This is a genomic window from Hyalangium sp. (genome assembly GCF_035629615.1).
Lineage (GTDB): Bacteria > Myxococcota > Myxococcia > Myxococcales > Myxococcaceae > Hyalangium.
The window spans coordinates 1-23,192 of the sequence record NZ_DASPHO010000071.1 but is presented as its reverse complement, the minus strand read 5'-3'; the positions used below and the strand labels follow the sequence as shown (position 1 = coordinate 23,192).

19 protein-coding genes and 1 tRNA gene are annotated in these 23,192 nt (G+C 65.0%); 10 read left to right on the top strand and 10 right to left on the bottom strand.

The annotated features are described in order from the left end of the window. Positions 1 to 253 precede the first annotated feature (253 nt). Together VD972_RS03175 and VD972_RS03170 are read left to right on the top strand one after the other, a co-directional pair. A complete protein-coding gene (locus VD972_RS03175; RefSeq protein ID WP_324980516.1) occupies positions 254 to 1,396 on the top strand; it encodes a hypothetical protein in 1,143 nt (380 codons plus the stop codon). 9 nt (positions 1,397 to 1,405) lie between these two features. After that, positions 1,406 to 2,047 (top strand): diheme cytochrome c-553, encoded by a 642-nt coding sequence (locus tag VD972_RS03170; RefSeq protein WP_324980513.1) that lies wholly within the window; start codon positions 1,406 to 1,408, stop codon positions 2,045 to 2,047. 87 nt (positions 2,048 to 2,134) lie between these two features. Here VD972_RS03170 and VD972_RS03165 read toward each other — a convergent pair whose 3' ends face one another. After that, the gene (locus VD972_RS03165) at positions 2,135 to 3,319 is read right to left on the bottom strand and encodes a monodechloroaminopyrrolnitrin synthase PrnB family protein (protein ID WP_324980510.1); all 1,185 of its coding nucleotides are present in this window, start codon (positions 3,317 to 3,319) and stop codon (positions 2,135 to 2,137) included. A 35-nt stretch (positions 3,320 to 3,354) separates the two neighbouring features. Beyond that, positions 3,355 to 4,188 (bottom strand): hypothetical protein, encoded by an 834-nt coding sequence (locus VD972_RS03160; RefSeq protein ID WP_324980507.1) that lies wholly within the window; start codon positions 4,186 to 4,188, stop codon positions 3,355 to 3,357. 176 nt (positions 4,189 to 4,364) lie between these two features. On the opposite strand from VD972_RS03160, the gene VD972_RS03155 reads away from it, so the two are divergent. Continuing rightward, positions 4,365 to 4,766, top strand: a complete 402-nt coding sequence (locus tag VD972_RS03155; protein WP_324980504.1) for a Rid family hydrolase — start codon at positions 4,365 to 4,367, stop codon at positions 4,764 to 4,766. Between the two features lie 60 nt (positions 4,767 to 4,826). On the opposite strand, the gene VD972_RS03150 is transcribed toward VD972_RS03155, so the two are convergent. Together VD972_RS03150 and VD972_RS03145 are read right to left on the bottom strand one after the other, a co-directional pair. Continuing rightward, on the bottom strand, positions 4,827 to 7,082 hold the full coding sequence (locus VD972_RS03150) for a phosphotransferase (protein WP_324980501.1): 2,256 nt from the start codon (positions 7,080 to 7,082) through the stop codon (positions 4,827 to 4,829). A gap of 8 nt (positions 7,083 to 7,090) precedes the next feature. Continuing rightward, on the bottom strand, positions 7,091 to 7,786 hold the full coding sequence (locus tag VD972_RS03145) for a histidine phosphatase family protein (protein WP_324980498.1): 696 nt from the start codon (positions 7,784 to 7,786) through the stop codon (positions 7,091 to 7,093). Here VD972_RS03145 and VD972_RS03140 point away from each other — a divergent pair. After that, positions 7,679 to 8,500, top strand: coding sequence for an energy transducer TonB (locus VD972_RS03140; protein ID WP_324980495.1), 822 nt, complete (start codon positions 7,679 to 7,681; stop codon positions 8,498 to 8,500). The genes VD972_RS03145 and VD972_RS03140 overlap by 108 nt on opposite strands. Before the next feature lie 549 nt (positions 8,501 to 9,049). Here VD972_RS03140 and VD972_RS03135 read toward each other — a convergent pair. From VD972_RS03135 to VD972_RS03130, 3 genes are read right to left on the bottom strand one after another with little or no spacing between them, the layout of a single operon-like run. Continuing rightward, the gene (locus tag VD972_RS03135; RefSeq protein ID WP_324980494.1) at positions 9,050 to 10,219 is read right to left on the bottom strand and encodes a DNA cytosine methyltransferase; all 1,170 of its coding nucleotides are present in this window, start codon (positions 10,217 to 10,219) and stop codon (positions 9,050 to 9,052) included. An 11-nt stretch (positions 10,220 to 10,230) separates the two neighbouring features. Continuing rightward, a complete protein-coding gene (locus VD972_RS45400) occupies positions 10,231 to 10,920 on the bottom strand; it encodes a very short patch repair endonuclease (protein ID WP_414653977.1) in 690 nt (229 codons plus the stop codon). A 39-nt stretch (positions 10,921 to 10,959) separates the two neighbouring features. Continuing rightward, entirely contained in the window at positions 10,960 to 11,373 is a 414-nt protein-coding gene (locus VD972_RS03130) for a hypothetical protein (RefSeq protein ID WP_324980491.1), read from the bottom strand. 904 nt (positions 11,374 to 12,277) lie between these two features. Here VD972_RS03130 and VD972_RS03125 point away from each other — a divergent pair. From VD972_RS03125 to VD972_RS03115, 3 genes are read left to right on the top strand one after another with little or no spacing between them, the layout of a single operon-like run. Further along, on the top strand, positions 12,278 to 14,467 hold the full coding sequence (locus VD972_RS03125) for a Z1 domain-containing protein (protein WP_324980488.1): 2,190 nt from the start codon (positions 12,278 to 12,280) through the stop codon (positions 14,465 to 14,467). Then, a complete protein-coding gene (locus VD972_RS03120) occupies positions 14,464 to 15,450 on the top strand; it encodes a PD-(D/E)XK motif protein (RefSeq protein ID WP_324980485.1) in 987 nt (328 codons plus the stop codon). The genes VD972_RS03125 and VD972_RS03120 overlap by 4 nt, the downstream gene beginning before the upstream one ends. A gap of 10 nt (positions 15,451 to 15,460) precedes the next feature. Next, complete coding sequence (locus VD972_RS03115) at positions 15,461 to 16,675, top strand: SAP domain-containing protein (RefSeq protein ID WP_324980483.1); 1,215 nt, start codon at positions 15,461 to 15,463, stop codon at positions 16,673 to 16,675. Positions 16,676 to 16,792: 117 nt separating this feature from the next. Here the strand turns inward: VD972_RS03115 and VD972_RS03110 are convergent, their stop codons facing one another. Both VD972_RS03110 and VD972_RS03105 read right to left on the bottom strand, forming a co-directional pair. After that, the gene (locus VD972_RS03110) at positions 16,793 to 17,608 is read right to left on the bottom strand and encodes an HNH endonuclease (protein WP_324980481.1); all 816 of its coding nucleotides are present in this window, start codon (positions 17,606 to 17,608) and stop codon (positions 16,793 to 16,795) included. A gap of 506 nt (positions 17,609 to 18,114) precedes the next feature. Then, positions 18,115 to 18,213: transfer RNA gene (locus tag VD972_RS03105), tRNA-Sec, on the bottom strand. Positions 18,214 to 19,229: 1,016 nt separating this feature from the next. Between VD972_RS03105 and VD972_RS03100 the strand changes: the two genes are divergently transcribed. Next, the gene (locus tag VD972_RS03100; RefSeq protein WP_324980479.1) at positions 19,230 to 20,729 is read left to right on the top strand and encodes a serine/threonine-protein kinase; all 1,500 of its coding nucleotides are present in this window, start codon (positions 19,230 to 19,232) and stop codon (positions 20,727 to 20,729) included. A 43-nt stretch (positions 20,730 to 20,772) separates the two neighbouring features. On the opposite strand, the gene VD972_RS03095 is transcribed toward VD972_RS03100, so the two are convergent. Then, positions 20,773 to 21,846, bottom strand: a complete 1,074-nt coding sequence (locus tag VD972_RS03095; RefSeq protein WP_414653976.1) for a metallopeptidase family protein — start codon at positions 21,844 to 21,846, stop codon at positions 20,773 to 20,775. A 98-nt stretch (positions 21,847 to 21,944) separates the two neighbouring features. Here VD972_RS03095 and VD972_RS03090 point away from each other — a divergent pair, with 98 nt between their 5' ends. Further along, positions 21,945 to 22,301, top strand: coding sequence for a response regulator (locus tag VD972_RS03090; RefSeq protein WP_324980476.1), 357 nt, complete (start codon positions 21,945 to 21,947; stop codon positions 22,299 to 22,301). 145 nt (positions 22,302 to 22,446) lie between these two features. Beyond that, positions 22,447 to 23,192 (top strand): chaperonin GroEL (groEL, locus tag VD972_RS03085; RefSeq protein ID WP_324980473.1); only part of this gene is annotated, 746 nt, incomplete at its 3' end.

Below are 23,192 nucleotides of genomic sequence, written 5' to 3'. Positions count from 1 at the left end.
AGACATACCATGCACGGATGTGGGGGGCAAAACGACTCCCCGAGGATGAGAGAGGCCTCGGGGATCGTTTAGGGTGTGCACGCTACGACATTCCCCACGGAGGAATCCAGCTCCCCCCAGCGGTCGCGCTCGCCAGGAGGTTCCAGAAGCCAGGACTTCAGGAGTTTCGGGGTACATTGCTGAGGAGCGCCTGGGCGTGATTATGCTCGCCCCGCCTGCGTCCTGATTTCCTGAGAGGGAGGTCCAACAGCCCGTGAGTGACTCAGCCGTCTCCCCGCAGTCCCCGGCGCACCCTGCACGCGGCGGCTGGCACTTGAAGTGGCTCGCCTGCCTGGTGGGAGTGGCCGTAGCGCTCTGGGGAGGCGCGGCCGCCGCGCGCAAGGTGGGCCGCACGCGCGCTCCGCCTCAGCACCTGCGCGACACCGGGCTGTACTCCGACTTCCGCCAGCGTGTGGTCGCCTCGGCCAACCTCGAATACTCGCCGCAGTACCCGCTCTGGACGGACGGGGCGGCCAAGCGGCGCTGGTTCTCGCTGCGGCCGGGCACGGCCATCGACGGCTCCAAGCCGGACGCCTGGGTCTTCCCGGTGGGCACGAAGTTCTGGAAGGAGTTCGCCTTCGGCGGCCGGCGCATCGAGACGCGCTACCTGGAGCGGCAGGCGGACGGCAGCTGGCTGTACGCCGCGTACGCGTGGAACGAGGACGAGAGCGACGCGGTGCTCGTCCCGGACCGGGGCAAGCCGGGTGCGTGCGAGGTGGCCGGAGGCTGGCATCGCATCCCCAGCGTCAACGACTGCAAGGCGTGCCACCAGGGGCAGCCCACGCAGGTGCTGGGCTTCAGCGCGCTCCAGCTGTCGCCGGACCGGGACCCGAGCGCCGTGCACGCGGAGCCTGTGCCCGCACCCGGGGTGGATCTGAACTACCTGGTGAAGAACAAGCTGCTCAAGCGCTTCCCGAAGGCGCTGCTGGACACGCCCCCCCGCATCACCGCGGCCACTCCCACCGAGCGCGCGGCGCTGGGCTATCTGCACGGCAACTGCGGCCACTGCCACAACGATGACGGCTCGCTGAGGAACCTCGAGCTCGCGCTGCGGCACGCGCTGGGGGATGCCCCCACGGCGCTCGAGCGCGCGGAGGCCACGTCGGTGGGGCGGCGCATCAAGGCGCGGGCGCCAGGGCAGGCGCAGGACGCGATCCTGCGCATCGAGCCCGGACACCCGGAGCGCAGCGTGGTGCTGCAGCGGATGAGCTCTCGCTACGCGGCGCTGCAGATGCCGCCGCTGGGCACTGTCGTTGTGGACGATGAGGCGGTTGCTCTGTTATCCCGCTGGATCGCTGAGACTCCTTCCCCCACCACGGGGCTCGGGGTCTCTGGCAATTCTTCCAACACACACTGAGGAGGGGCGATGAAGAGCCGTGTCGTGTTACTGGTGGCAGCGGTTGCCGTAGGGGTCCCTGTTGTTGTCGCGGCTCAGGGCAAGCCGAAGGCGCCTGCGACCAAGGCCAGCAAGCAGGTCCAGCGCGGTGAGTATCTGGTCACCATCTCTGGCTGTAACGATTGTCACACGCCGTTTGCGATGGGCCCCGAGGGCCCCGCTCCAGACATGACGAAGATGCTCTCCGGCCATCCCGAGTCCCTGAAGATGCCGGCCGCTCCTCCGCCCGCAGGTCCCTGGATCGTGGCGTTTGCGGGCACGAACACGGCCATGGCGGGGCCGTGGGGCGTGAGCTATGCGGCGAACCTGACTCCGGACAAGGAGACGGGGGTGCTCGCCAACTGGACGGAGCAGCAGTTCATCCAGACGATGAGGACGGGCAAGCACATGGGCCAGGGCCGGCCCATCCTCCCGCCGATGCCGTGGCAGAACCTTCGTGCGATGACGGACGAGGACATCAAGGCGGTCTTCGCGTACCTGAAGGCGATTCCACCCCTGAAGAACAAGGTCCCCGAGCCCACGCCGCCCGCCGGTGGCGCGGGTGGCCCTCCGGGCGGCGCGGGTGGCCCTCCGGGCGGCGCGGCGACTCCTCCGGGCGGCCCCAAGAAGTAGCCCCTTCGCTCGGCTCAATCGAGCGTCACTGAAGCCTGGCATCCCTGTGAGGGTGCCAGGCTTCTTTTTATGGGCTGGGGGGGCGCGTCAGCTGTTCGAGGCCAGCTGACGGGCTGCAAGAGCGCTGGTGTCCGCGCTTGCGCCCGTCCTCTGGACATACGCCTGGATGTGCTCCTTGAGCTCGTTGCGCGCCTGGAGCGTCAGATCCTTGATGTGATCCAGGATGGAGGGCTCGTAGCCTCCGCTGCCCTGCGTCCGTCCCGGGTTGAGGGTGGCGGAGTGGGTGTACGCTTCGTCCGCCAGCTTCTTGTGCGGCATCCGGAACTTCAGCATCGCGTCGATGAGCTTCAGCGTCGCGGACGCAGAGGCCAGCAGGTACGGGTGCGAGCTCGTGATGGAGAGCGCCTCGGCCACCAGCCTGAGCAGCGGCGGCTGTCCGTCGAAGCGGAAGAAGAGCTCGCGCACCCACGGCTTGGCGTAGGGGATGTAGCCGCGCTTGAACTGGACGTACTCGGGATCGGTGGACTGGCCGCTCCAGAGGATGTGGTCGATGACGTAGGTGGGGGTCTCGACGGAGCCGGGCCCCAGGTAGTCCTTCCCGGCGATCCGGATGGGATCGAAGTAGAAACGGATCTCCTCCGCGAAGAGCTTCCGGGGCACGTGCTTGGCCACATAGAGGATCGCGTCCACCAGCCCCGCTACCTCCCGAATCACCCGCTCGGACGCGGGGACGAAGTCTTCGGAGACCAGCGGGATCTCGTAGAGCGCGACGAGATGCTCGATGGCGTTGTGCACATGGATCGCGCCGATCTTGGTGGCGTCGACCAGCCGCGCCTCCTCCTCGTGGACGGTGTACAGCCGCTGCCGCTCACCATCCGGGTTCCACACGCCGTAGTGGATGACGGTGTCCCGAGGGGGCAGGTCACTCTCGTGCCCGAAGTGGAGCAGGACGGGCTCGAGCTGCGGCAGCACCTCCACCGGCTCCACGCCGTGCTTCTTCAAGGAGCCCAGGAACATCCCGAGATCCCGCAGCGCGGCGGTGGCCTCGAGCCGGGAGAAGGTGCGCGCCGTCTCCATGTCCGGGATCACCGTGCGCAACAGCGCGATGATCCCAGGGACGTCCCGCTCCAGGTTGAGCTTGGGCAGCTGGCGCAGGACGGCATCCGCCTTCAGCGGATCGAGCGCGCAGATCTGCAGATCCTCTTCGTGCTGGGCGAGGGGATCATACTGAACTGAATCGAATCGCCGGCCGTGTGTCTTCAATCCAGTCATGGGAAGCAAGCCTCTCCAGGTGGGGGCGTCCAGACTCAGAGCAGGTGCTCGTCTGTCGCCCAGTCAATGAGCTGTTGGAGCAACGCATCAAAGCTGGGGATCTCGAAGAGCACCGTGTTGACACGTGAAACATCTGTCTTCATCTGCGACACCGCCTCTATGGAGAAGGGGCGCCGCTCGACCGCGTCAGTGAGGCAGGTAGTCATCTCATGGGCGCTGGAGACAAGGGTCGCACCGTAGAGCCGCGCGCGAGAAATGTCCCTCGGGTCGCCGGGAAGTGTGGGGGGGTGAACAATCCCGAACTCCATGCTGAACCAGTAGATCTTCTCGAGCGTGTTGAGGTGGGCCTCGTGGCGGATGCGTGAGCCGACACGGCCGAAGAGGTGGTTGAACTCACCGAAGGCCGGCTCGACGAGCATGGGCAGGTGGCCCATCACGTCGTGCCACATGTCTGGCGCTTGAGCGTACGCGAGCTCGGAGGCGTGCCGGAGCAGATCCGTACAGGGGAAGAGCTTCTGCTCCAGCAGCCGGAAGAACGGCTGGGAGGGGACGTACCCCGAGACCTTGATGATGCCCCAGCCGCACAGCTGCTTGAGCCGGCAGTCCAGCGCACGCAGCTCGGGGATCCGCATCTCGTCGACGGCCAACCGCTCACGCGCCCGCAGGTACTCAGGGCACGCGAAACATGGGGCCAGCTCGCGCTGGATCTGGTTCAGCTTGCGCCAGACGTGGTGCTGGGCCGGGTAATACGTCGGAGGCGCGACGTCGGGCCCCAGGCGCCAGTCGGCGGAGGAGCTGGGGGCCTGGGGACGCCGCGAACGCGGCCTGGGAGTGGCATGGGAACGCCCAACTGCGGTCGGGTCGAGCATCCAGAGGCTCCGTGGAAAACTATGATAGCACGCAAAAAAAATGATACATGGCGAAAGCTGCCTAGATCAACCAAGAGTTCCAATCTCTTAAGAATAGAAGATGTCGCAAGGAATCCCATGTTCGGGTGCCCCGTGCGACGAACGCCCACCCACAGGCCCCTCATCAAGGAGGACTCATGCCCATTGAGCGAGTGAACCCGAAGGACATCTACGCGCCGTTTCAGGACATGTACACGCAGGCCATCCGGACCACGGGCAGGACCCAGGTCTTCCTGGCCGGGATGGTGGCCGTGGATCCCCAGTGGAACCTTGTGGGTGAGGGAGATGTGGTGACCCAGGTGCGAGTCACCATGGAGAACATCGTCAAGGCGCTGGCGGCGGTACAGGCCAAGCCCTCGGATGTGGTCCGGATCAACATCTTCACCGTGGACGTGGACAAGTACCTGCAGCAGGGGCACGCGGTGCTGCTGAGCTTCTTCGAGAAGGGCAAGCTCCCGGTGTCCACGGCGGTGGGCGTGAGCCGGCTCGCCGATCCCCGGATGCTGGTGGAGATCGAAGTCACGGCCGTCCTCGATTGAACGGGCGGCCGTGGTCGTTCACTGTTCGACACGGCGCTGAGCGCAGAGCGGGAGGGTGGCTCAGAACGTCCCGCTCTGGATGACCTGCTCGGCGCGGTAGTTCAGCAGGCCGACGACCATGCCGAACTGGGCGAAGCGCGGGTTTGTCGTCTGCCCCTTCGCGTAGCGGTAGTAGATCTGCTGCGCGATGACGGCCAGGCGGAACAGGCCGAACACGTAATAGAAGAGGAAGTCGTTGATGGCCAGGCCGGACTTGCGCGCGTAGTCCTCCACGAGCTCGCGGCGGGTCATCATGCCCGGCAGGTGCGTGGGGAGCATGCGGACCATCTGGAGTTCCTCCGGATCATCCGCCTGGATCCAGTACGCCAGCGAGCAGCCTAGATCCATGAGCGGATCGCCCAGGGTGGCCATCTCCCAGTCGAGCACGCCGATGATCTTCAGCGGGTCCTTCGGGTCCAGGACGACGTTGTCGAACTTGTAGTCGTTGTGGATGAGCGCGGCGCGGCCGCTCTCGGGGGGGAGGTGATCGGCGAGCCACTTCATGAGCGGCTCGCCGTCCGGGACGTCATCGGTGCGCGCCTTGCGGTAGCGCTCACTCCAGCCCTCCACCTGGCGGCGCACGTAGCCCTCGGGCTTGCCGAAGTCCGTCAGCCCCGCGGCCTGGATGTCCACCTTGTGAAGGGCCAGCTGCACATCCACCAGGTGCTCGCAGAGCTTTCGCGCATCCTCCGGGCTCAGGGTGAGGCCTGAGGGGAGCTCCTTGCGGAGGATGGTGCCGTGGAGCCGCTCCATCACGTAGAAGGGGCTGCCGATGACGCCCTCATCCTCGCAGTAGGCCAGGGGCTTGGGGCTGTAGGGGAACACGCGGTTCAGCACGGAGAGCACCCGGTACTCCCGCCCCATGTCATGGGCCGTCTTCGCCTTCGTCCCGAAGGGCGGCCGGCGCAGCACCCACTCCCGGTCGCCCTGGCGCAGCAGGTAGGTGAGGTTGGAGGCGCCTCCGGAGAACTGGGTGATCTGCAGCGGGCCGAGGAAGGCGGGGTTCTGGCGCACCAGCCACTCCTGCAGCTTGTTCGCATCCAGCGCCTCCCCTTGGCGGGGAGGGTGGGTCTCCTCGCGGGTGTGCCGTGCGTGCTGCTTCAGGAGGCTCCGAGCCACGGACAGCTTGTGGACCTCGTCCGGGCCATCGTAGATGCGCGCCGCCCGCTCGTGCCGGTAGAGGAACGCGAGGATCGTGTCATCGGTGACGCCCAGCGCGCCGTGGACCTGGATGGCGCGATCCAGCACGCGCTCCATGGCCTGCGCGGTGACGTACTTGATCATGGAGATCTGATCGCGCGCGGCCTTGAAGCCCTCGTGCTCGGCGAGCGCGGCGGTCTGCAGCACCAGGGCGCGCGCGGCCTGGATCTCCGCGGCGGACTCGGCGATCCACACCTGGACGATCTGCTGATCGGCCAGCCGCTGGCCCTCGGCGATCTGGCGGGTGAGGGCTCGGTGGATGAGCTCGTCGAGTGCGCGCTGGGAGATGCCGAGCCAGCGCATGCAGTGGTGGATGCGGCCGGGGCCGAGCCGATCCTGTGCGAGGACGAAGCCTTGGCCCTCGGCGCCTAGCAGGTGGGTGACGGGGACGCGGCAGTTCGTGAAGCGCACCTCCGCGTGCGAGTAGTAGCCGCCGCCCGAGTGGCCCATGACGGGGATGTTGCGCACGAGCTGGAAGCCGGGCCGGTCCGTCTCGACGATGACCATGGAGGCGCGCTGGTGGCGCTGTGCCTGGGGCGAAGTGACGACCATGGCAATGGCGAAGCTCGCGCCGTCGGCCGCCGAGGTGAACCACTTATGGCCGTTGAGCACGTAGTCATCACCGTCGCGCACGGCCATGGCGGTGAGGGTGGTGGGGTTGGAGCCGGGGTTCTCCGGCTCCGTCATCGCGAAGCAGCTGCGGATGTCGCCGCGGGCCAGGGGCTGGAGCCAGCGCTCTTTCTGCTCGGGGGTGCCGTGCAGCAGGAGCAGCTCCGCGTTGCCGGCGTCGGGCGCCTGGCAGCCGAACACGTAGTGGCCCGTGGGGGTGCGGCCGGCGACCTCGGAGAAGAGGCCGAGCTCCACGAGGGACAGCCCCAGGCCGCCCACCTCCTTGGGGAGGTTGGGAGCCCAGAAGCCCAGGTCCTTGGCGGCGCGGCGCTTCTCGGCGAGGACGGGCTCGAGCCGGGCCCAGTCGGCGCTGAGGAAGAGGGGCTCGAGGGGGAGGAGCTCACGGTCCACGAACTGGCGGAGCCGTGTGAGCAGCTCGCGGGTGGTGGGAGAGAGGGAAGGGTGCATGGGATCTCTCAGCGGTAGGTGAGCAGGCTGGGGTCGCCGGCGAGCTCCAGGTGGGCCACCGTGTTGAAGCTGGACAGCATGAGTGTGCCACGGCGGGCGCGCAGCTCGGTGAGGGAAGCGTTGTAGATGGCCCAGTTGAGGGCGAAGGTCTTCTCGGGCGTGAGGCCCAGCGCGACCTGGACGGCGAGCGCGATGGGGCCTCCGGAGGTGACGACGACGATGCGCTCGTGGTGGGAGCGGGTCAGCTGCTCCAGGCTCTCGCCGAGGCGCGCCTGGAAGGCCTCCCACGTCTCGAAGGGGGCACGCTCATGGGGCGCGCCGTCCATCCAGTGCCGCATGACGCGGACGAAGGCGGCCTGGAACTGGCGGTTGTCCGTGAAGAGGACGTTGAGCTGATCGGGAGCGAACCCCATCTCCTTCATGACGCGGGGCAGGTAGGCGCTGAGGATGGCCTCGTGATCGTACTCGTTGAAGGAAGCGAGGGCCTCTGTGGAGGGGGGGGCCTCCAGTCCCTGGAGCATCCCCGCGAGGGTGGAGCGCTGACGGTCCAGGGTCCCGCTGAGCCAGGCGTCGGCGCGGAGGCCGATGCGCTGGAGGTGCTGGCCGAGCAGGAGCGACTGGCGTTCCCCGAGAGGGGAGAGTCGATCATAGGGGCCGGCGCCGAAGGAGGCCTGGCCGTGGCGGACGAGGTAGAGGCGGGTCATGAAGGGGGACTTCGGTTGAAGCTAACGAACGGAGGGCGCCCCGTCCAAGCCGTTCTTCCTCAGGCTGCCTTGCTCCACCGCTCAACGGTCGGAGAGTGTTCTGGAAGCCGGGGCGCTTCAGGGGTGCTACAAGTGCCCACCGTGAACGAGCCTACGCCCTCTAAGCGTTCATCCGTACTCGCCGCGCTTGTCCTGTCGGGGTTGCTGCTGGTGGGCCCCAGGGGGCATGCCGCTGGGGAGGATGGGGGCACTTCCTCCCAGGCGCCAGTGGCCCAGTGTGAGCCGACCGACTCCGCATCTTCCAAGGAGCCATATCTGGGCACGTGCGTCCTGGGCACGGTTCAGAGGGGCAAGCCTCCGCGATTTCCCGCGTCCGACCCATCGGCTCCTGTGGGGTATCCCTTCTGCGAGACTGGGACCTTGACCCTCCCGAAGAAGCGCAGTGGCAGGGAGCCGAAGTTCACCCCAGAGGCCCTGGAGGCTGGCGTGAGCGGCCTTGGTATCGCGCGCTGCACCCTCACGAGTCAGGGCGTCGTGAAGGACTGCCGCGTCATCAAGGCCCTGCCTTCCATGGAGCAGGAGGTCCTCGACGTCTTGCATGGCAGCCGCTACACGCCGCTCCTGTGTGACGGCAAGCCGCTCGACGTGTCCTACGTCTTCTCCCTCCGGCTTCGCCTGCCCGGGGGAGACAAAGCCAACACGGATTTACCCTGACGAACGGAGTAGAGAGAACACTCCTCCGACCCTGATGGGGTTTGGTGCGTACGCAATTTCGTGGCAGGCGTGCAACTGGCTTTAGGAGCCCCAGGAGGCGTCTGGAAGAGTCACAGATCCCAGATGCGATCATCCATGCGCCACTCAAGCTTCTCCAGCCACAGAAGGCTCTGTGGCTCGGTCGAGGTTCCCTTCGGAGTAAGGGGATCCGGGGCCAGGAGTTAGGCCTGGCGGTTCGAGAGTTCGAAGCAGGCCCAGCGTAGGACGCGATTGACATCGCGAGTCTTCTGCAAGGATTCCCGAAAGACACTCACGTCGGGCAGCTCGCGCTGAAGCGTTTCCCATGACACCGAAGAAGAAGCCGGGGGCGCCGCAAGGGTGAGCAGCAGTTGGTGACCCGCTGCGCCTTCCGGCGGGGACACGTTGCTGCACGCCAATCCATCGGGGAGGGACGTCCCCGCTAGCCTGGCATCTTTCTTGGTTCTTGGGCTTCGGTCTATGCCCTGAGGAGACGGTATTACTCCAGTTCTACTCAGGACTCTGCGAGTCTTAGGCCGCTTCCCCTTGGGCTTTCAGCGTCGCGGTAATGGTTGCGTCTTTGCGCAGGAGTTGGACGAGTACGGAGAAGGCCAGCTTCGGAGGCACTGCATTGCCGATGCAGTGAGCAAGTAATCCACGCCCGGGGGATTCGCCAAATTTGAACCAGTCCGGGAAGAATTGCACCCGCGCCGCTTCATGTGGGGTCAGTGTCCGGAGTTGTCTGGGGTGCAGATAACGCCCCTGGCCAGGGCTGCCGAATCCGGTGGTGATGGTGTGCGCGGGCTCGTCCCACTTCAGTCGCCCATACATTGCCGTGTAGCGGTGAGAGGGATTGTTTTTATGGCAAGGAGGGCGAAGCCTGTTTGGCAAGTCGTACTTATTCTTCGTGAGAAGGTACTTCGCTCTCTTCTTATTCTCGGGCGTTAGCCGAGCAGCGACGTCGAGGACTGATGGAAGTATAATTCCTTGAAGGTCTCCGATAGCCCACTCCAGGGTGCGAGGCTTATCGAGCGGAGGGAACTTGAGCACCCCTGTGACGTCGATATCTCGGGCTGCGACGAGGATGTGCCGAACGCGCTTTTGGGGTACCCCGATGTCGATCATGCGCACCAATTGGTGGTCCACCGAGTAGTGCAGCTTTTCTTTCAGATACTTGGTCGCGCGCTCAAGGACCGCGCTGTGGTCGCGACGGATGCCCTGGACGTTCTCGATGAGGACATAAGAGGGCCTGAGAATCTCCACCGCTCGGACCATCACCATGTAAAGTTCGTTTTTCTCGTCGTTCCGGCGGGTATGGTTGTTGAGATCCGAGTGCCCTTGGCATGGGGGACCTCCCACGAGGATGTCTACCTTCCCAACTTCTTTTTGGGTCTTGAGCTCGGCGGAGGATAGCTTCCGTCCGGGAGCCCGGTTGAACCGGGAACGTACATCGTCTCGATCGCGCTCCACTGCCGACTTGAAGTTCAGGTCGTACACCTTACGAACTTTTTCCTCCAACTCCATGGCTAGGAGGACCTCAAGACCCACTCCCACTGCACGGCACGCCTCCATGACCCCCAAGGTCAGGCCTCCCGAGCCTGCGAAGAGATCGACCAGTCGCAAGCATTCAGAGCCGTCAGGGTCCTCCGGACGATTCTTGCGGCACAAGAATGCCAGGTCGCCGTCGTTGATCTCGTCCAAGTCGTGGCTCATTACTTCGTTACACCCTCATTGGAAAAACGACGGACGAGGGTATCCGGGTTCCGCAGCTCACACTGCCATACCACAAAAACCCGGAAACCGAGGCGCCGAAGTGCAAGCGCCTTGCGTGCATCACGCTGACGGTTGGAGGCCAACTTCTCCTGCCAGAAAGCGCGGTTGCTCTTCGGGACGGTCGCCAGCTTGCAACCGCGATGGCCATGCCAGAAGCAGCCGTGAACGAATACCGCCCAGCGCGCGCCCTTATTGGCGATGTCGGGTCTTCCCGGCAAGTCGCGGGGACAGGTCCGGAACCGCGCTCCTGCTCTCCACAGGAGACGCCGAACCGCAATTTCCGGCTTCGTGTCTCGATGCCGCACGGTCTTCATCCGCCGCGAGACCTCTGCCGGGGGTTGTATGGTTTCTTCAGGACGTGTCACGTAGGGAAGGATAATACGGCGCCCCCGGCGTTGCCTAACTGATGCACGCGGTTGCCCCTTACGTGGCTGCTCTCTCGGTGAAGAGCCTAGTCTGGCGTGCCCGCCTCCAGCGAGGTCCAGGCTGTTGCTCGTGGATGGCTCGTGGGTGAATTCGGCGTCAGTGCGTGTACGGCGGTTTGCGTAGCCCACCGCGCTCAAGGTGGCTGCCGCCGCGGTGGCGGCGATCTTGCCGAGGTTGTTGGTGATGATGGGGAAAACGGCCATGCAGGACTTCTGGTGGGATCCGAGAGGGAATTCCCGGGTTCAGATGCTGATACCCACCGGCGCCCGCGCGTTTCGGACGCTGTCGCACTGGTCAGGCGGACTCTTCGTTCCAGGCGGTGGCCCATCGTCCTGGTGGAGCTTGAGCATCAGTTCGAAGTTCGCATCGAAGCAGCCTGCGATGATGTCCCCCCGCTCCTGTGAGCTGCCCACCAGTAGGCGGAAGTGCAGCAGCAGACGGGCTCGGCTCAGGCGGAGCCTCCTCGTGCGCTTGGCCATCCAGACCAAGTGCCGTGCAACTCCGCGGTGATCGTCGTGGTCTAGGGGCGTCTTCAGGATGCTCGTGTTCTCGCAGACGATGGGCTTGCTGAGGATTCGGCAGAGGCACTTCGCCTCCTCGAACGTCATTGGCCGGAACAGGCGGCAGTTCCGGACTGCGGTGATGATCTTCTTCACGTGTCGTCCATGCGTGCGCGCATGAAGGGCGTGGAGCCCGCTCGGCGCGCGTGATGCGCACCAGCGGGCGCAGGGTTGAGTGGGGTAGGGGCTCTGCGGTGTAGCGACGCTCAGGTGAGCTCGACAGGTAGTGTCAGCTCGTTACCCGTCGCAGCCATCCGAGCGTCAGCGGAGGAGTTCCGCCAGGAGCTTATAGCCAGGGATGAGGGTTAGATCGTGGGAGGGGACTCTCCGATGATGGCACCGCTACAGGGAGTAGGCGAAGACGTGCAGCGCGAAGCTCCCCTACAGCAGCACGGCCCAAGGTAGGCGCGAGTCTGGCCTCGTGGGCGTTTCCCTGGTACTTGCCGCCGGGCGCGGCGTTGTTGGCCGTCGCCTGGTGCGGGGCAGGGGAGGAGGAAGGCTCACCCTTGCCACTGGAAACGCGCTCCTCTCGGGGCGTACCGCGGATAAGCGCCTCCAGCGAGTCCTGCCGGGCTGTGATGCTCGTCATCGCCTCGTGCAATGCCTGCCGAGCGCCCGTAACTCACGCCGCTGCTCGTTCAGCTCTCGCTGGAAGTTCTCTGCCACGGAGCTGAATTCAGCAACTCGCAACGAGCCCAACGGCCGCCTGAATCGCCTGCGGAGCCAGACCGGAGAAGCGGCCTGACACGAAGTGGTGGGATGGTCGCCCCAAAAATATTCTGCTCGGGACGGATGGGCCTCAAGGCTTGCCGATCCCAGAGCAGGTAAGATACCTGCGGGCCAGGCTCAAATGCGGGGGGGAGTTCCTCCATGCCCGCATAGGATAGTGACTTCCCGGCGGGGGGCCGGCCAACACGGCTCGTTCCGCCATACCTGAGGAGGGTGCACGGTGAGTGGAGAGATCGGTACTGCCAAGGTCGGGTCAGGAGCGCCAACGCTCGTGCCACGTATCGACGGTCCCGTGCTGTCGGACACCCTGAGCGCACTCGCGGCGGGAATTGGCAAGTCGCTACCCATGCCTCTGGCGACCCTTGAGCGCGTCAAGGAGCAGGTGATGCGGCTCATGACATCGATCCTGCGGCACTACGAGGCGAACGTTGCATCCGGAGAGGTCGGCCCGAGCGGCACGGGGCTCGCGACGGAGCAGGCTCCGTTCAAGGACGGTTGCCCGACGGGACTGCTCTATGGTCGAGTCCAGAGCGGCAAGACGCTGGCGATGATCACCACCGCTGCGATGGCCATCGACAACGGCTTCAAAGTCATCGTCGTCCTCACCTCGGACAACGTCAGCTTGGTGAAGCAGACCGCGGACCGCTTCGGCGTGCTCCAGGGCGTCGTTGTGAAAGAGTCGACGGACATCGGGTCGTGGATCTCGGACGTCGACCACGTGCGTGCGTCGCTCTCAGAGGCCGGTCTTGTCCTGATTACGGCGAAGAACACCTCGCACCTCTCGACGTTCGTCGATTTCCTACAGACGGTCGGGGCTTCGGAGCATCCAGCCTTGATCCTCGACGACGAGGCCGATCAGGCGTCGCTCGACACGAGTGTTGCTGCCCGGGCACGTGCGCGCGCAAAGGGCAAGGCTCCTGCTCCCAGTGCGGTCCCGAGCGCGATCTTCTCGAAAACGAACGTCAACGACCGCGAAGGGGAGGAGGGCTTCTCGATCCGGCAGACGCTTCGCCACCACCTGTACCTCCAAGTGACCGCGACGCCGTATGCCCTGCTCCTCCAGAACACGGACAGCCCGCTTCGGCCCCTATTCACCGAGGTGCTTGAGCCGGGGCAAGGGTACACGGGTGGGGAGTTCTTCTTCCCCAAGAACGTGATCGATGAAGGTGCGGCCCCGTTGGTCTATATCGCCGCTGACGAGGGCGACAGTCTCACCGGGGGCGAGACGCCCGATGGCCTGCGCAACTCCCTGTACTACTTCCTGGTCGCAGCTGCTGCGCAGGGACTCGCCGACCCAAAGTCGAAGCTCGGCCCGCAGAGTTACCTCTGTCACACGAGCGTCAAGAAAGACGACCACGAGGTGGCGGCGAAGCGTGTACGCGAGCTGCTCATGGAGGTCTACGAGTCGCTCAAGGGCGACCGCACGACCGCCCGCATCGGCTTGCAGCGTGGGCTCAAGGAGCTGTCGCGCAGCGTCACCTCCCTGCCTCCGCTGGAAACCGTCGAGGAGTACGTGCGGCAGCGCCTGCGCAATCGTGAGGTGAAGGTCGTCAACTCGGAGCAGGACGACGCCAATTTCGGGCCGAAGCTGAACTTCATCGTCGGCGGGAACATCCTGGGCCGCGGCCTGACGATCGACAATCTGCTCGTCACCTACTACTTGCGCTCCGCGAAGATCGCTCAGATGGACACGATGCTTCAGCACGCGCGTATGTTCGGCTACCGGGAGTCGGCCAAGCCTTTCCTCCGCGTGTACATCCCCGAGATCCAGGCCCTGCGCTTCCACCAGATCTGCACGGCCGAGCACCGGCTGCGCAACCTTCTCGGGACAAACGGCTCCCCGGCTCGAGTGCCGGTACAAGTCGCGCGCAAACTGCGGGCAACGCGCACCAGCGTGCTCGATACGTCACACGTCGTGGCCTACATGCCGGGCGAGCACCTCTACCCAGCGGCGCCTCTCTTCCAGCCGAAGTCGGCTGCCGCGGAGCACAAGAAGGCCCTCGACAAGGTCGAGAAGCTGTTCCCGGGTGGGAAGTTCGGACCGATCAAGCGGGACGCGCTCCACCCCGTGTCGCTCGCGGAGATCATCGAGGCGCTGGGCTACCTCCCGTACGACAATCTGGGCACGGGGCAGTGGGACCCTGAGGCCATCAAGAGTGTCCTGCAAAGCTCCTCGGCTCTCTTCGGGAACCAAGGTTATCTGTACGCACGTACCGCAAAGCGCACGAGTTTGACCGAAGGCATGGTCGGGGGGGCGGAGCTCCAGGAACTGCGCGCTGCCGGGCGTCCCGTCCTCTGCATCTTCAAGGACGATTCGGGGCAGCTGAAGCGAATCGGGCAAACGGTCGAAGTCAACATCGACTTCCCGTACATCTTCCCGGAACTCGTCCTACCCATGCGAGCCGATCTGCCCACGCACGTCTTCAACGACGCAAGCGCCGGCGCCGGACCCGTCGAATGAAATGGGCTGCCTCCGACTTGCGCCGTCTACTTGCGGACGCCGCCGCGGCTGCGCCGAACCCGGACGAGAAGACATACCAAGTCGTCGGTGAGCTCGTGGCCGGACACGCCAAGCTGCTTGTGGCGCTCAGCCCGAAGCGTGATCCCACGCTCCTTGTTACGGGGGTGCATGGCCATGCCACGACAGGCTTCTCTACCCGTGCGCTCCGGGTGCATGGATATCCCGCTGTGGATTTCGACGTGGGCGGCACACAGTTTTCCGCGAGCGCCATTGCCGTCGCCTGCGTGGACGAACACCTCTTGGACGTCTTCGCTCCGCTGGGAGTCGAATTGGGCAACGCGCTCGTTTCCACTCCGGCACCGACGGCGGCGATGGTTGTTTCGCTGCTCCAGCGCTGGAGTAGCCTCTTCGCGCCTGCCGCTCGTCTTTCGGAGGCGGAGGAACTCGGCTTGTGGGGCGAGTTGTGGACCATCAATCAGAGCGCTGACCCGGACGTCCTCGTGCGCGGCTGGCGGGGGAGCGATGGCGGGACGTACGACTTCTTCGTCGAAGAGGCACGGTTGGAGGTGAAGGCTTCGCGCCACCCTGGTGTGCACCATGTGTCGCTCACCCAGGTGGCTCCCCAAGACGGTTCTGGCATCCTCCTCTCACTCGCGGCAGACCGCAGCGCCACGGGGCAGAGCGTGGCTGATCTCGTGAGGTCGCTCTTTGCCCGCCTCTCCGATGCGACACCGCTGCTCGAAGCGCTCGCGCGACACAGCCTATCGCTTGCGACTCTGGACGCAGCCTCGACTCGGTACCGGTTGTTGATTCCTCCGATGGCCTTCGCCCTCGCCACGGTTCCGCGCATCCATGCGGTCGATCCCGGAGTGTCGTCGGTCCGGTATGTCGTTCACCTGCACGGTACTCCGCAACTGGAGGGTGACGCGTTGACCTCGGCACTTGGGCGCTTTGGTCTCACGGCACTCGCGGAAATCATGTGAGAATGACTCCATGCGGCTCGTAGAGCTCCTCGCAGGTTTGGATCAAGAGACGCTCGATAGGCTCGCCCATCACCATCTTGAAGCGGGTGAGGCGGAGAATCGTGCGACTGTGTGCCTCAACCTGGAGAACGTGCTGCGCAGCCCGAAGTACGTCCGAGAAACCATCTACAATCTCCAGCCCCCATCATTCCGGATGCTCGAGCGGCTGCTCGATGCGGAGGGTTACTCTCTCCCACTCGACGGCCTCAAGGAGAGCGTCATCGCTGAGACCCTCGACTTGGCGCAGCGGGTGACCAAGGGGCAAATCCTGGGACGGGATAATGGGCTTGTCGTCTACCGACACGTACTGCTCGAGGCGCGGCGGAACGAACTCGAACTCGATGCATCCGAAGCCGCGCTCCTGGGGGTGCTTCGTCGCGAGCTGAAGATTCGTCAGGTCGAGCATTTCCTCATCGAGCACCACGAGGACTTCCACCATTTCTGGAACGCGGACCACGCCTTCCTCGGAGCCCTCAACGGGCTGCGTTCGAGTGGGCTAGTTCATAGCGCGCACGGCCAACTCCGTTTCCCGGAAGACCTCGTCGCGATCGCTCGGCAGGTGCTGGGCCTCGAAGCCGGCGCCGCAGCTCGCAAGCGGCTTTTCGAGCGCCTGACGGGAGCCGATGTGAGTGCGGCCCTCGAAGCGGCAGCCCTCCGGACGAGCGGTACCAAGGAGGAAAAAGTTCAGCGACTCGTGGACAACTACGTGCAGCCCATCGAGGTCTTGACACCGGTGCCGCTCGCGACGCTTCGCGATGTGTGCCGGGATGTCGGACTCGGGGTGGGAGGCAGCAAGGACGAACTCGTTACTCGCCTGGTCCGTTTCTTCGCTCTCGGCTACGACATTCGGCCTAAGCCTGCCGAACCCCCGCCTCCGCCGCCCGAGCCACGCCAGCTGTCCGCGCCCGCATTCGACGCACTCTTCGCTTCGTTCCGAGGCCAGGATCTGTCGGACATCCTCTCGGGTATCGACGCACCGCGGATAACTGGCTCGAAGGAGCACCTCGTCCAGCTACTCTGGGAGTCTCGATTCAGCGAGGTTTCGCTGATGATGGAACTTGACTCCAAGCAGCTCGATGCCGTCTTGGCGAAGCACCAGCTGAAGATCGGAGGCTCCAAACGGGAGAAGATTCAACGACTCCTGGAGCTGTTCTCCCGGCCTTTAGCGGAGCGTCCGCACGAATAGCTAGGTGGTGCTCCGCCTCGGGGAAACGACGTGACGGCTCACCACGAACACCGGAGCGCGGCAGGCACGTTAGGCGGCAACTCGTCCTGATGCGGCACGAAACACCCGCCCGCTACGTCACTCGGCGAGGAAGACGTGTTCCCGGTGGTACCGCAGATAGCGCCGTTGCTCGGGCAGGAAGGTTCCCACAGAGTGCTGGAGGCGTGTTTCCAAGCCCAATCTCTCAAGGTCGTCTCGCTCCAGGCGAGGGCACAGCAGGATTCGCCCCTCGTCCCCGAAGCTGAGGAGCCCCCGGTCGAATAGGAGGTCGACGTGTGGGGTGAGCAGCAGGCCATTGTAGCCGTCGAGGCGTTCCTGTGCCGTTGTGCAGGCCCGCCATGGCTTTATGTGGCTGGCGACTAGTAGCGCTAGATTCGACACGCCCGTCACCCGGCATCGCTGCTCGATGCGGCAGAGGCGCTCGCGGAATTGGCCTTGCCCCCTTCGGGCCTTGAGGAGTTGTGTCCTCTCCGTCTCTCCGAGCGACACGTCCTGCTTCAACCGCTCTTCAACTGTAACCTCCAGAAGCTCGACGAAGTCGCCGGAGTTCCTTCCGGTGGTTGTTCGGAGCGCTTCCTGGTCGAACGTGCCCCTGCTCGTGACCGATTCGAAGACCGCTCGCGAGATCTCCGCGAGATAGGCCTTCTGGTTGCCGTTCCCAGTGACCGGGTTGATGGGGGAGTACTTCGTTGGCAGCAGCGTCCCGAGTACGTCCATGAAGTCCTTGGGACGGGCTGCCGGATTGAGGCGGACCCACGTCACTGGAAGGAGCCAGCCCTCGGCCGACCAGTTCGCCCCCACGCTTCCAAACTCCGAGGGTTTCGGGACACTGAGTGCATAGTCAGTGACTCGCCCGATAAAGCGAACGTGCGCATCGGCGAACGAGAGCACCATGTCTCCTGGACGAGCCAGCCGCATGTTCTCGTAGAACTGGCTCCGGGCTCCGTGGGCCTCCTGCTTGGGCGACCAGAGGTACCCTCCCTCGATCTCCTGGCGGAAAGTCTGCGAGTGGTTAACCCACCAATACCTGGTCATGCTGGGTGCTGTCCTTTGAAGCTAGCATACGACTTTCGACCGACACGCACAGCTGTGTACGGACCGGACACGTAGTTCGCTGGAGTCGCTCGCATTGCACGGCAAAGCGGCGTGCACTTCGTGGCCATCGCGCTAGAGAAGGTCTGCACGCCGGCGCTGAACGTTTCCGCACTGGCGACACCAGTGTCTTGTCACGTGGCCATCTGCATTGAGGCGACGTCACGATCGAGCGCTGCGATGGGCCGCCATAGGGACGTAAAAGTGACGTAAAAGGGACGTAACCACTGAACGCCTGCGCACTTGCCCGAACGCTTCAAGTCCCGCCGACGGCCAGCCACAACCGCCCGATTTCAGAGGAGAAAAGGTGGCGGTAGGGCATGAGAATCGAACTCACCAGGGACCGCTCTCACGGCCCCTCACCGGTTTTGAAGACCGGGCCGGCCACCAGATCCGGAGGCCCTACCACGCTCGACTCTACTGCCCGGTCTCCCAGAAGTCGTCAACGCCGCTCTCGGTGGAGGACGGCTGTGGGCCATGCGAGTCCGCCAGGGAGTTCCGCCCGAAGGATTCTTACCCGCTGCGCGAAGATGCCCTGATGCCTCGACGTGAGGATGCGTTGCCTACCTGCACGAGCACTGGGTGGGAGTGATGATACTGGCCGTGAGAGTCATGCGTACTTCTGGCTCCGTGCCACACTCCGCGCCTCTCTAATTTCATGGACCTGGGACCTCATGAGAAGCATCCCCTTGGTGGCACTGGCGATCCTCGTGAGCTGCGTGCGGAGTCAGAGCTCCTCCGCGCCGCCCGTGCACGAGGACCCGTCCGTCGTGTTCCCGGATTTCTACAGGAGTCCCGCGATCATTGTCGGAGAGCGCGACAAGACCTACGCGCTCGATGGCGTCATGTTTCGCGCTCTGATGGTTGCGGCCAATGATCTCATGCCATCTGGGACCGGGTCCCGGCTCTGTTGGGAAACGCTGGAAGCGCGTGGGTTCCAGGTCGTACGGCAGGGAGACATCGTCTTTGTCTCCATCCATGCGGATCTTGCCCGCTGTGGGCAGCCTTTCCTGATGCTGGATTCTGGCGTGAAGTACGCGATCAGTGCGGACGGTCGCATCCTGCGGCGCGCCTTCGACCATGAGTCCGGAGCACTTGCTGCCTCGACGAACCCGGACGCTGGCCCTGGCAAACTCTTCAATGAACCGGGCCTCGCTACCGTCCTCAAACCTCCCGGGTATGACACCGCACGTCACCTGCCTCCTGGGTGGAGGGACGGAGGGAGTGGGACAGATGGAGGGAGTGTACCTGAACGCGTCGAGCCACGAACTCCATCATGGATGCGGGATGGGGGAGTGCCCTCGTCAGTCGATGCGGGTACCTGAGAAAGGGTGTGGACCTTCAGGGCAGGAAGCGTTCTAGGAACCCATGAGGTAGGGTAGGCTGAGGAGGTGAAGTGGCTACCCCACGCCGGAGAACGCTCATGGGGAAGAAGGAGCCCTTGCTGGAAGTGGATCCGCTCGCCCTGCCCATCGGGATGCTGCTGGGGCCGTGGCGGATCCGGGGCTGGGGAGGGCGTGGCTCCTATGGCACGCTCTACCGTGTAGAGAAGGAAGGCCAGGAGGCCGCCGGGTCGTTCGCGCTCAAGCTGGCCATCCACCCCCGGGATGAGCGCTTCAAGCGAGAGGCCTGGTTGCTCTCGCACATCCAGAGTCCCCACGTCCCACAGCTCTATGACCAGGGGGTGTGGGAGCATTCCTCGGGAGCCTTTCCATTTCTGGTGATGGAGTGGATTGAAGGCGAGCCGCTGTACGCGTGGGCTGCGCGGCGTAACCCCACTCAACACGAAGTGCTCAGGCTGTTGGCCCAGGTGGCCCGAGCCCTCGAGGCTACGCATGCGGCGGGCGGCGTGCACCGGGATGTTAAAGGCGACAATGTGCTGGTGCGCGCGGCGGATGGCCGGGCCTTCCTCACGGATTTTGGCGCCGGGCACTTCCGAGGAGCACTCACGCTCACGTCGAAGTTGCTGCCCCCGAGCACTCCTGCCTATCGCAGCCCCGAGGCGTGGGCTTTTCTCCGGGCGTTCCGGCGCCACCCCACCATCGTCTACCCGGCCAGCGCGTGCGACGACCTGTTCGCGCTGGGAGTCATGGCATACCGGTTGGTGACGGATGAGTACCCGCCTCCTACCGATCTCGAGGAGAGAGGCGGGGAGGTATGGTGCGAGGATGGGCCGGGGCCGCTGCCTCCGCGAGCTCTCAACCCCCTCCTGGGTCCGGAGCTGGACTCCCTCATCCTTCGCGCGCTGGCCATTCCCCCGAATGTGCGCTTCAACGGCAGTGCCCAAGAGGCGGCCCAGGCGCTGGAGAAGGCAGCGGAGGGCATCAGGCCTGAGGCGGGCAGGCTCCTGTTCCGTTGGGAGCACGAGTACGGATCTTCCACGCGTTCTCTGGAGAGAGTGCGTCGCGCCGCTGAGCAGGATGCCGCTGCGAGGGAGGAGTTCCAGCGGCGCGAGGCCGAGGAGAGGAATCGATCCAGGCCAGCCGTCGAGCAGGCTCGGCCCCCAGTCTTCGCGCCGGCTTGGGGAGCGGCAGGCGCGGTGGCCTTCTTGGGAGTGCTGCTCGTCATGGTGGCTCTGTTGGGACCTGACCAGGCCCAGCAGGAGGGGCAGGCCGCCTCGGAGATGGATTCCCGCGATGGTGGCATCGTGGCCCTGGGCGACCGCACGGCGAGCGCTCCCAGTGGGACGCAGCTCAGGGCCGAAATGGTTCAAGCCTTGGGAGGACCTCTGCCCGAGAAGCCGCTGCCCGGCCAGCGCACGCCGCCCTGCAACAAGTTTGGCGAGGTGGAGCTTCGGGACGGGTGCTGGTACCTGCTCGGAGCCGCCAAGCCCCCCTGCAAGGATGACGCGTACGACTGGAAAGGGGCCTGCTACTTGCCCTCGTTTCCGCCCCAGCGCCAGCCCACCTCGAAGCCGCCGTGAAGCCCAGGCCGACTCCTGCTTCGGCTCGGAGTTCCTCCTCCGCTCAGTCCAGCCCGCGCTCCCACAGGTCGTCCTCGTCGAGCCCCACCAGGTGCCCCACCTCGTGCATCACGGTGATCCCGATCTGCTCGATGAGCTCCTCTCGCGTCTTCGCGAAGCGCTCCAGGTTCTTCTGGTACAGCACGATCGCCGCCGGGAAGTGATCGTACGCGTTCGTCACGCTCCGCTCCCCCACCGGCGTCCCCCGGAACACCCCCAGGATGCACGGCGACAGGGGAGGGGACTGATCCATCAGCTCATCGTCCGCCGGAATGTCCTCCACCGAGATCGTCGCGTTGTCCAGGTAGCCCTTCACGTGCTCGGGCAGCGCCTTCACCGCCGCCTCCAGCGCCTGATCGAACTCCTGCTCCGACAATGACACCGGCGGCGGGAACTCCTCCGGCATCAGCGCCTGCGCCTTGGCGAAGCGCTTCTTCGCCTCCTTCGGGTCTCCTTTGCGCTCCGCCAGCAGCCCCAGGTAGTGGTGCGCCCATGCCTCGTCCGGCGTGTCCTTCAGCACCTTCTCGAAGGCCGACTGCGCCTCCTTGAAGCGGCACAGCTCGAACAGCGCGATGCCTCGCTCCACCCGCGCATCCACCGAGCGCGGCATGTGCTCCAGCGCCGCCTCCAGGCTCTCCAGCGCCCGCTCGCACTCGCCCACCTGGTTCAGCCCCATGCCCTCCAGGAGCAGGAACTCGTACACCATCTCCACATTGTCCGTGCGCTCCGCCAGCGTCCGGCCGCGCCCACACAGGGTCAGCCCATCCTCCACCGCCTCCCGATCCTCCCCCATCCGACAGAGCAGGAAGTCCGCCGCGCCCAGGATGAGCTCCAGGTCCTCCGGGCTGACCCTCAGCGCCTGCTGCCAGGCCTGGGCCGCCTCTTCGAACTGCTCCAGCTCCACCAGCGCTGCGGCGCGGTAGTGCAGCGCCTCGGGCTGCGCCGGCGCCTCCTTCAAGAGCGCCTCCGCCTGCTCCAGCACTCCCTTGAAGTCCTCTGACTCGAATGCACCGGCCATCGCCTCCAGCCGCTCCTCCACATCCCCCGGCGCCGAGCGCTTCTCCCGCTTCCCCATCATGAGCGGCCTCATATCCAGGTCCCACAGTGCGTTGTCAACGCAGGGGGTGGTTGTTACCTTCGCAACCTCCCTGGGCTCCCAGGGCCAGGTGCGCTTTCGTGAACATCCTTGTCGTCGATGATGACCTCAGCCTCTGCTCCAGCCTCTCCCAATTCCTGGAGAGGAATGGATACACGGTCTACTCGGCCGGGGATGCCCTGCAGGCGCTCGATGTCATGGAGCGCCAGCCCGTCGAGCTCATCATCACCGACTACCTCATGCCCCACGTGGATGGCATCCGCTTCGCCGAGATGCTCAAGGCGGATCCGCGCTTCGCGTCCATCCCCGTGCTCTTGATCACCGCCTCCCCGGACGTGGCCACCACGGACAGGGGGCTGCGCAAGGGCGTGGCGATGATGCTCGAGAAGCCGGTGGACATGGGCCAGCTGCTCACCCTGGTGCGCTTCGCCGAGTAGCCGGGCAGGCACTCCAGCCGTCCTGCCGCCCACACCTGCGGCTTTCCGTGTTGACATCCTCTGCCTGACCCTTATTTTGGCGCTCGCCTGGGTCGAGTGCTAACGGCCCCCAATTTCCATTTCCCAGTAGTTTCAGGAGGTTACCATGGCAGCGAAGGAGATTTTCTTCCACCAGTCCGCCCGTGAGGCCATTCTCCGCGGCGTCCGGATCCTATCCGACGCGGTGGCCGTCACGCTGGGGCCCAAGGGCCGCAACGTGGTCATCGAGAAGAGCTTCGGCTCCCCCACGATCACCAAGGACGGCGTCACCGTCGCCAAGGAGATCGATCTCGAGAACCGGTTCGAGAACATGGGCGCCCAGATGGTGAAGGAGGTCGCCAGCAAGACTTCCGACAAGGCGGGTGACGGCACCACCACCGCCACGGTGCTCGCCCGGGCCATCTATGAGGAGGGCCTGAAGCTGGTGGCCGCCGGCCACAACCCCATGGATCTCAAGCGCGGCATCGACAAGGCCGTCGAGGTGGTGGTGCAGGAGCTGAAGAAGCTCTCCAAGCCTACCTCGGACAAGAAGGCCATTGCCCAGGTGGGCACCATCTCCGCCAACGGGGATGAGACCATCGGCACCATCATCGCGGACGCGATGGAGAAGGTGGGCAAGGAGGGCGTCATCACCGTCGAGGAGGCCAAGGGCCTGGAGACCAACCTCACCGTGGTGGAGGGCATGCAGTTCGACCGCGGCTACGTCTCGCCGTACTTCGTGACGAACCGCGAGCGCATGGAGGCCGTCCAGGAAGACCCCTACATCCTCATCAGCGAGAAGAAGGTCGCGTCGATGCAGGACATGATCCCCATCCTCGAGCAGGTGGCCCGCAGCGGCAAGCCGCTGCTCAT

What these genes read in the sequence shown, in the direction of transcription:
- VD972_RS03170 (WP_324980513.1), top strand. Translation starts at nt 1,406, where the DNA reads ATGAAGAGCCGTGTCGTGTTACTGGTGGCAGCGGTTGCCGTAGGGGTC.
- VD972_RS03165 (WP_324980510.1), bottom strand. Translation starts at nt 3,319, where the DNA reads ATGACTGGATTGAAGACACACGGCCGGCGATTCGATTCAGTTCAGTAT.
- VD972_RS03160 (WP_324980507.1), bottom strand. Translation starts at nt 4,188, where the DNA reads ATGCTCGACCCGACCGCAGTTGGGCGTTCCCATGCCACTCCCAGGCCG.
- VD972_RS03155 (WP_324980504.1), top strand. Translation starts at nt 4,365, where the DNA reads ATGCCCATTGAGCGAGTGAACCCGAAGGACATCTACGCGCCGTTTCAG.
- VD972_RS03150 (WP_324980501.1), bottom strand. Translation starts at nt 7,082, where the DNA reads ATGCACCCTTCCCTCTCTCCCACCACCCGCGAGCTGCTCACACGGCTC.
- VD972_RS03145 (WP_324980498.1), bottom strand. Translation starts at nt 7,786, where the DNA reads ATGACCCGCCTCTACCTCGTCCGCCACGGCCAGGCCTCCTTCGGCGCC.
- VD972_RS45400 (WP_414653977.1), bottom strand. Translation starts at nt 10,920, where the DNA reads ATGGCCGTTTTCCCCATCATCACCAACAACCTCGGCAAGATCGCCGCC.
- VD972_RS03120 (WP_324980485.1), top strand. Translation starts at nt 14,464, where the DNA reads ATGAAATGGGCTGCCTCCGACTTGCGCCGTCTACTTGCGGACGCCGCC.
- VD972_RS03115 (WP_324980483.1), top strand. Translation starts at nt 15,461, where the DNA reads ATGCGGCTCGTAGAGCTCCTCGCAGGTTTGGATCAAGAGACGCTCGAT.
- VD972_RS03110 (WP_324980481.1), bottom strand. Translation starts at nt 17,608, where the DNA reads ATGGTGCTCTCGTTCGCCGATGCGCACGTTCGCTTTATCGGGCGAGTC.
- VD972_RS03100 (WP_324980479.1), top strand. Translation starts at nt 19,230, where the DNA reads ATGGGGAAGAAGGAGCCCTTGCTGGAAGTGGATCCGCTCGCCCTGCCC.
- VD972_RS03095 (WP_414653976.1), bottom strand. Translation starts at nt 21,846, where the DNA reads ATGATGGGGAAGCGGGAGAAGCGCTCGGCGCCGGGGGATGTGGAGGAG.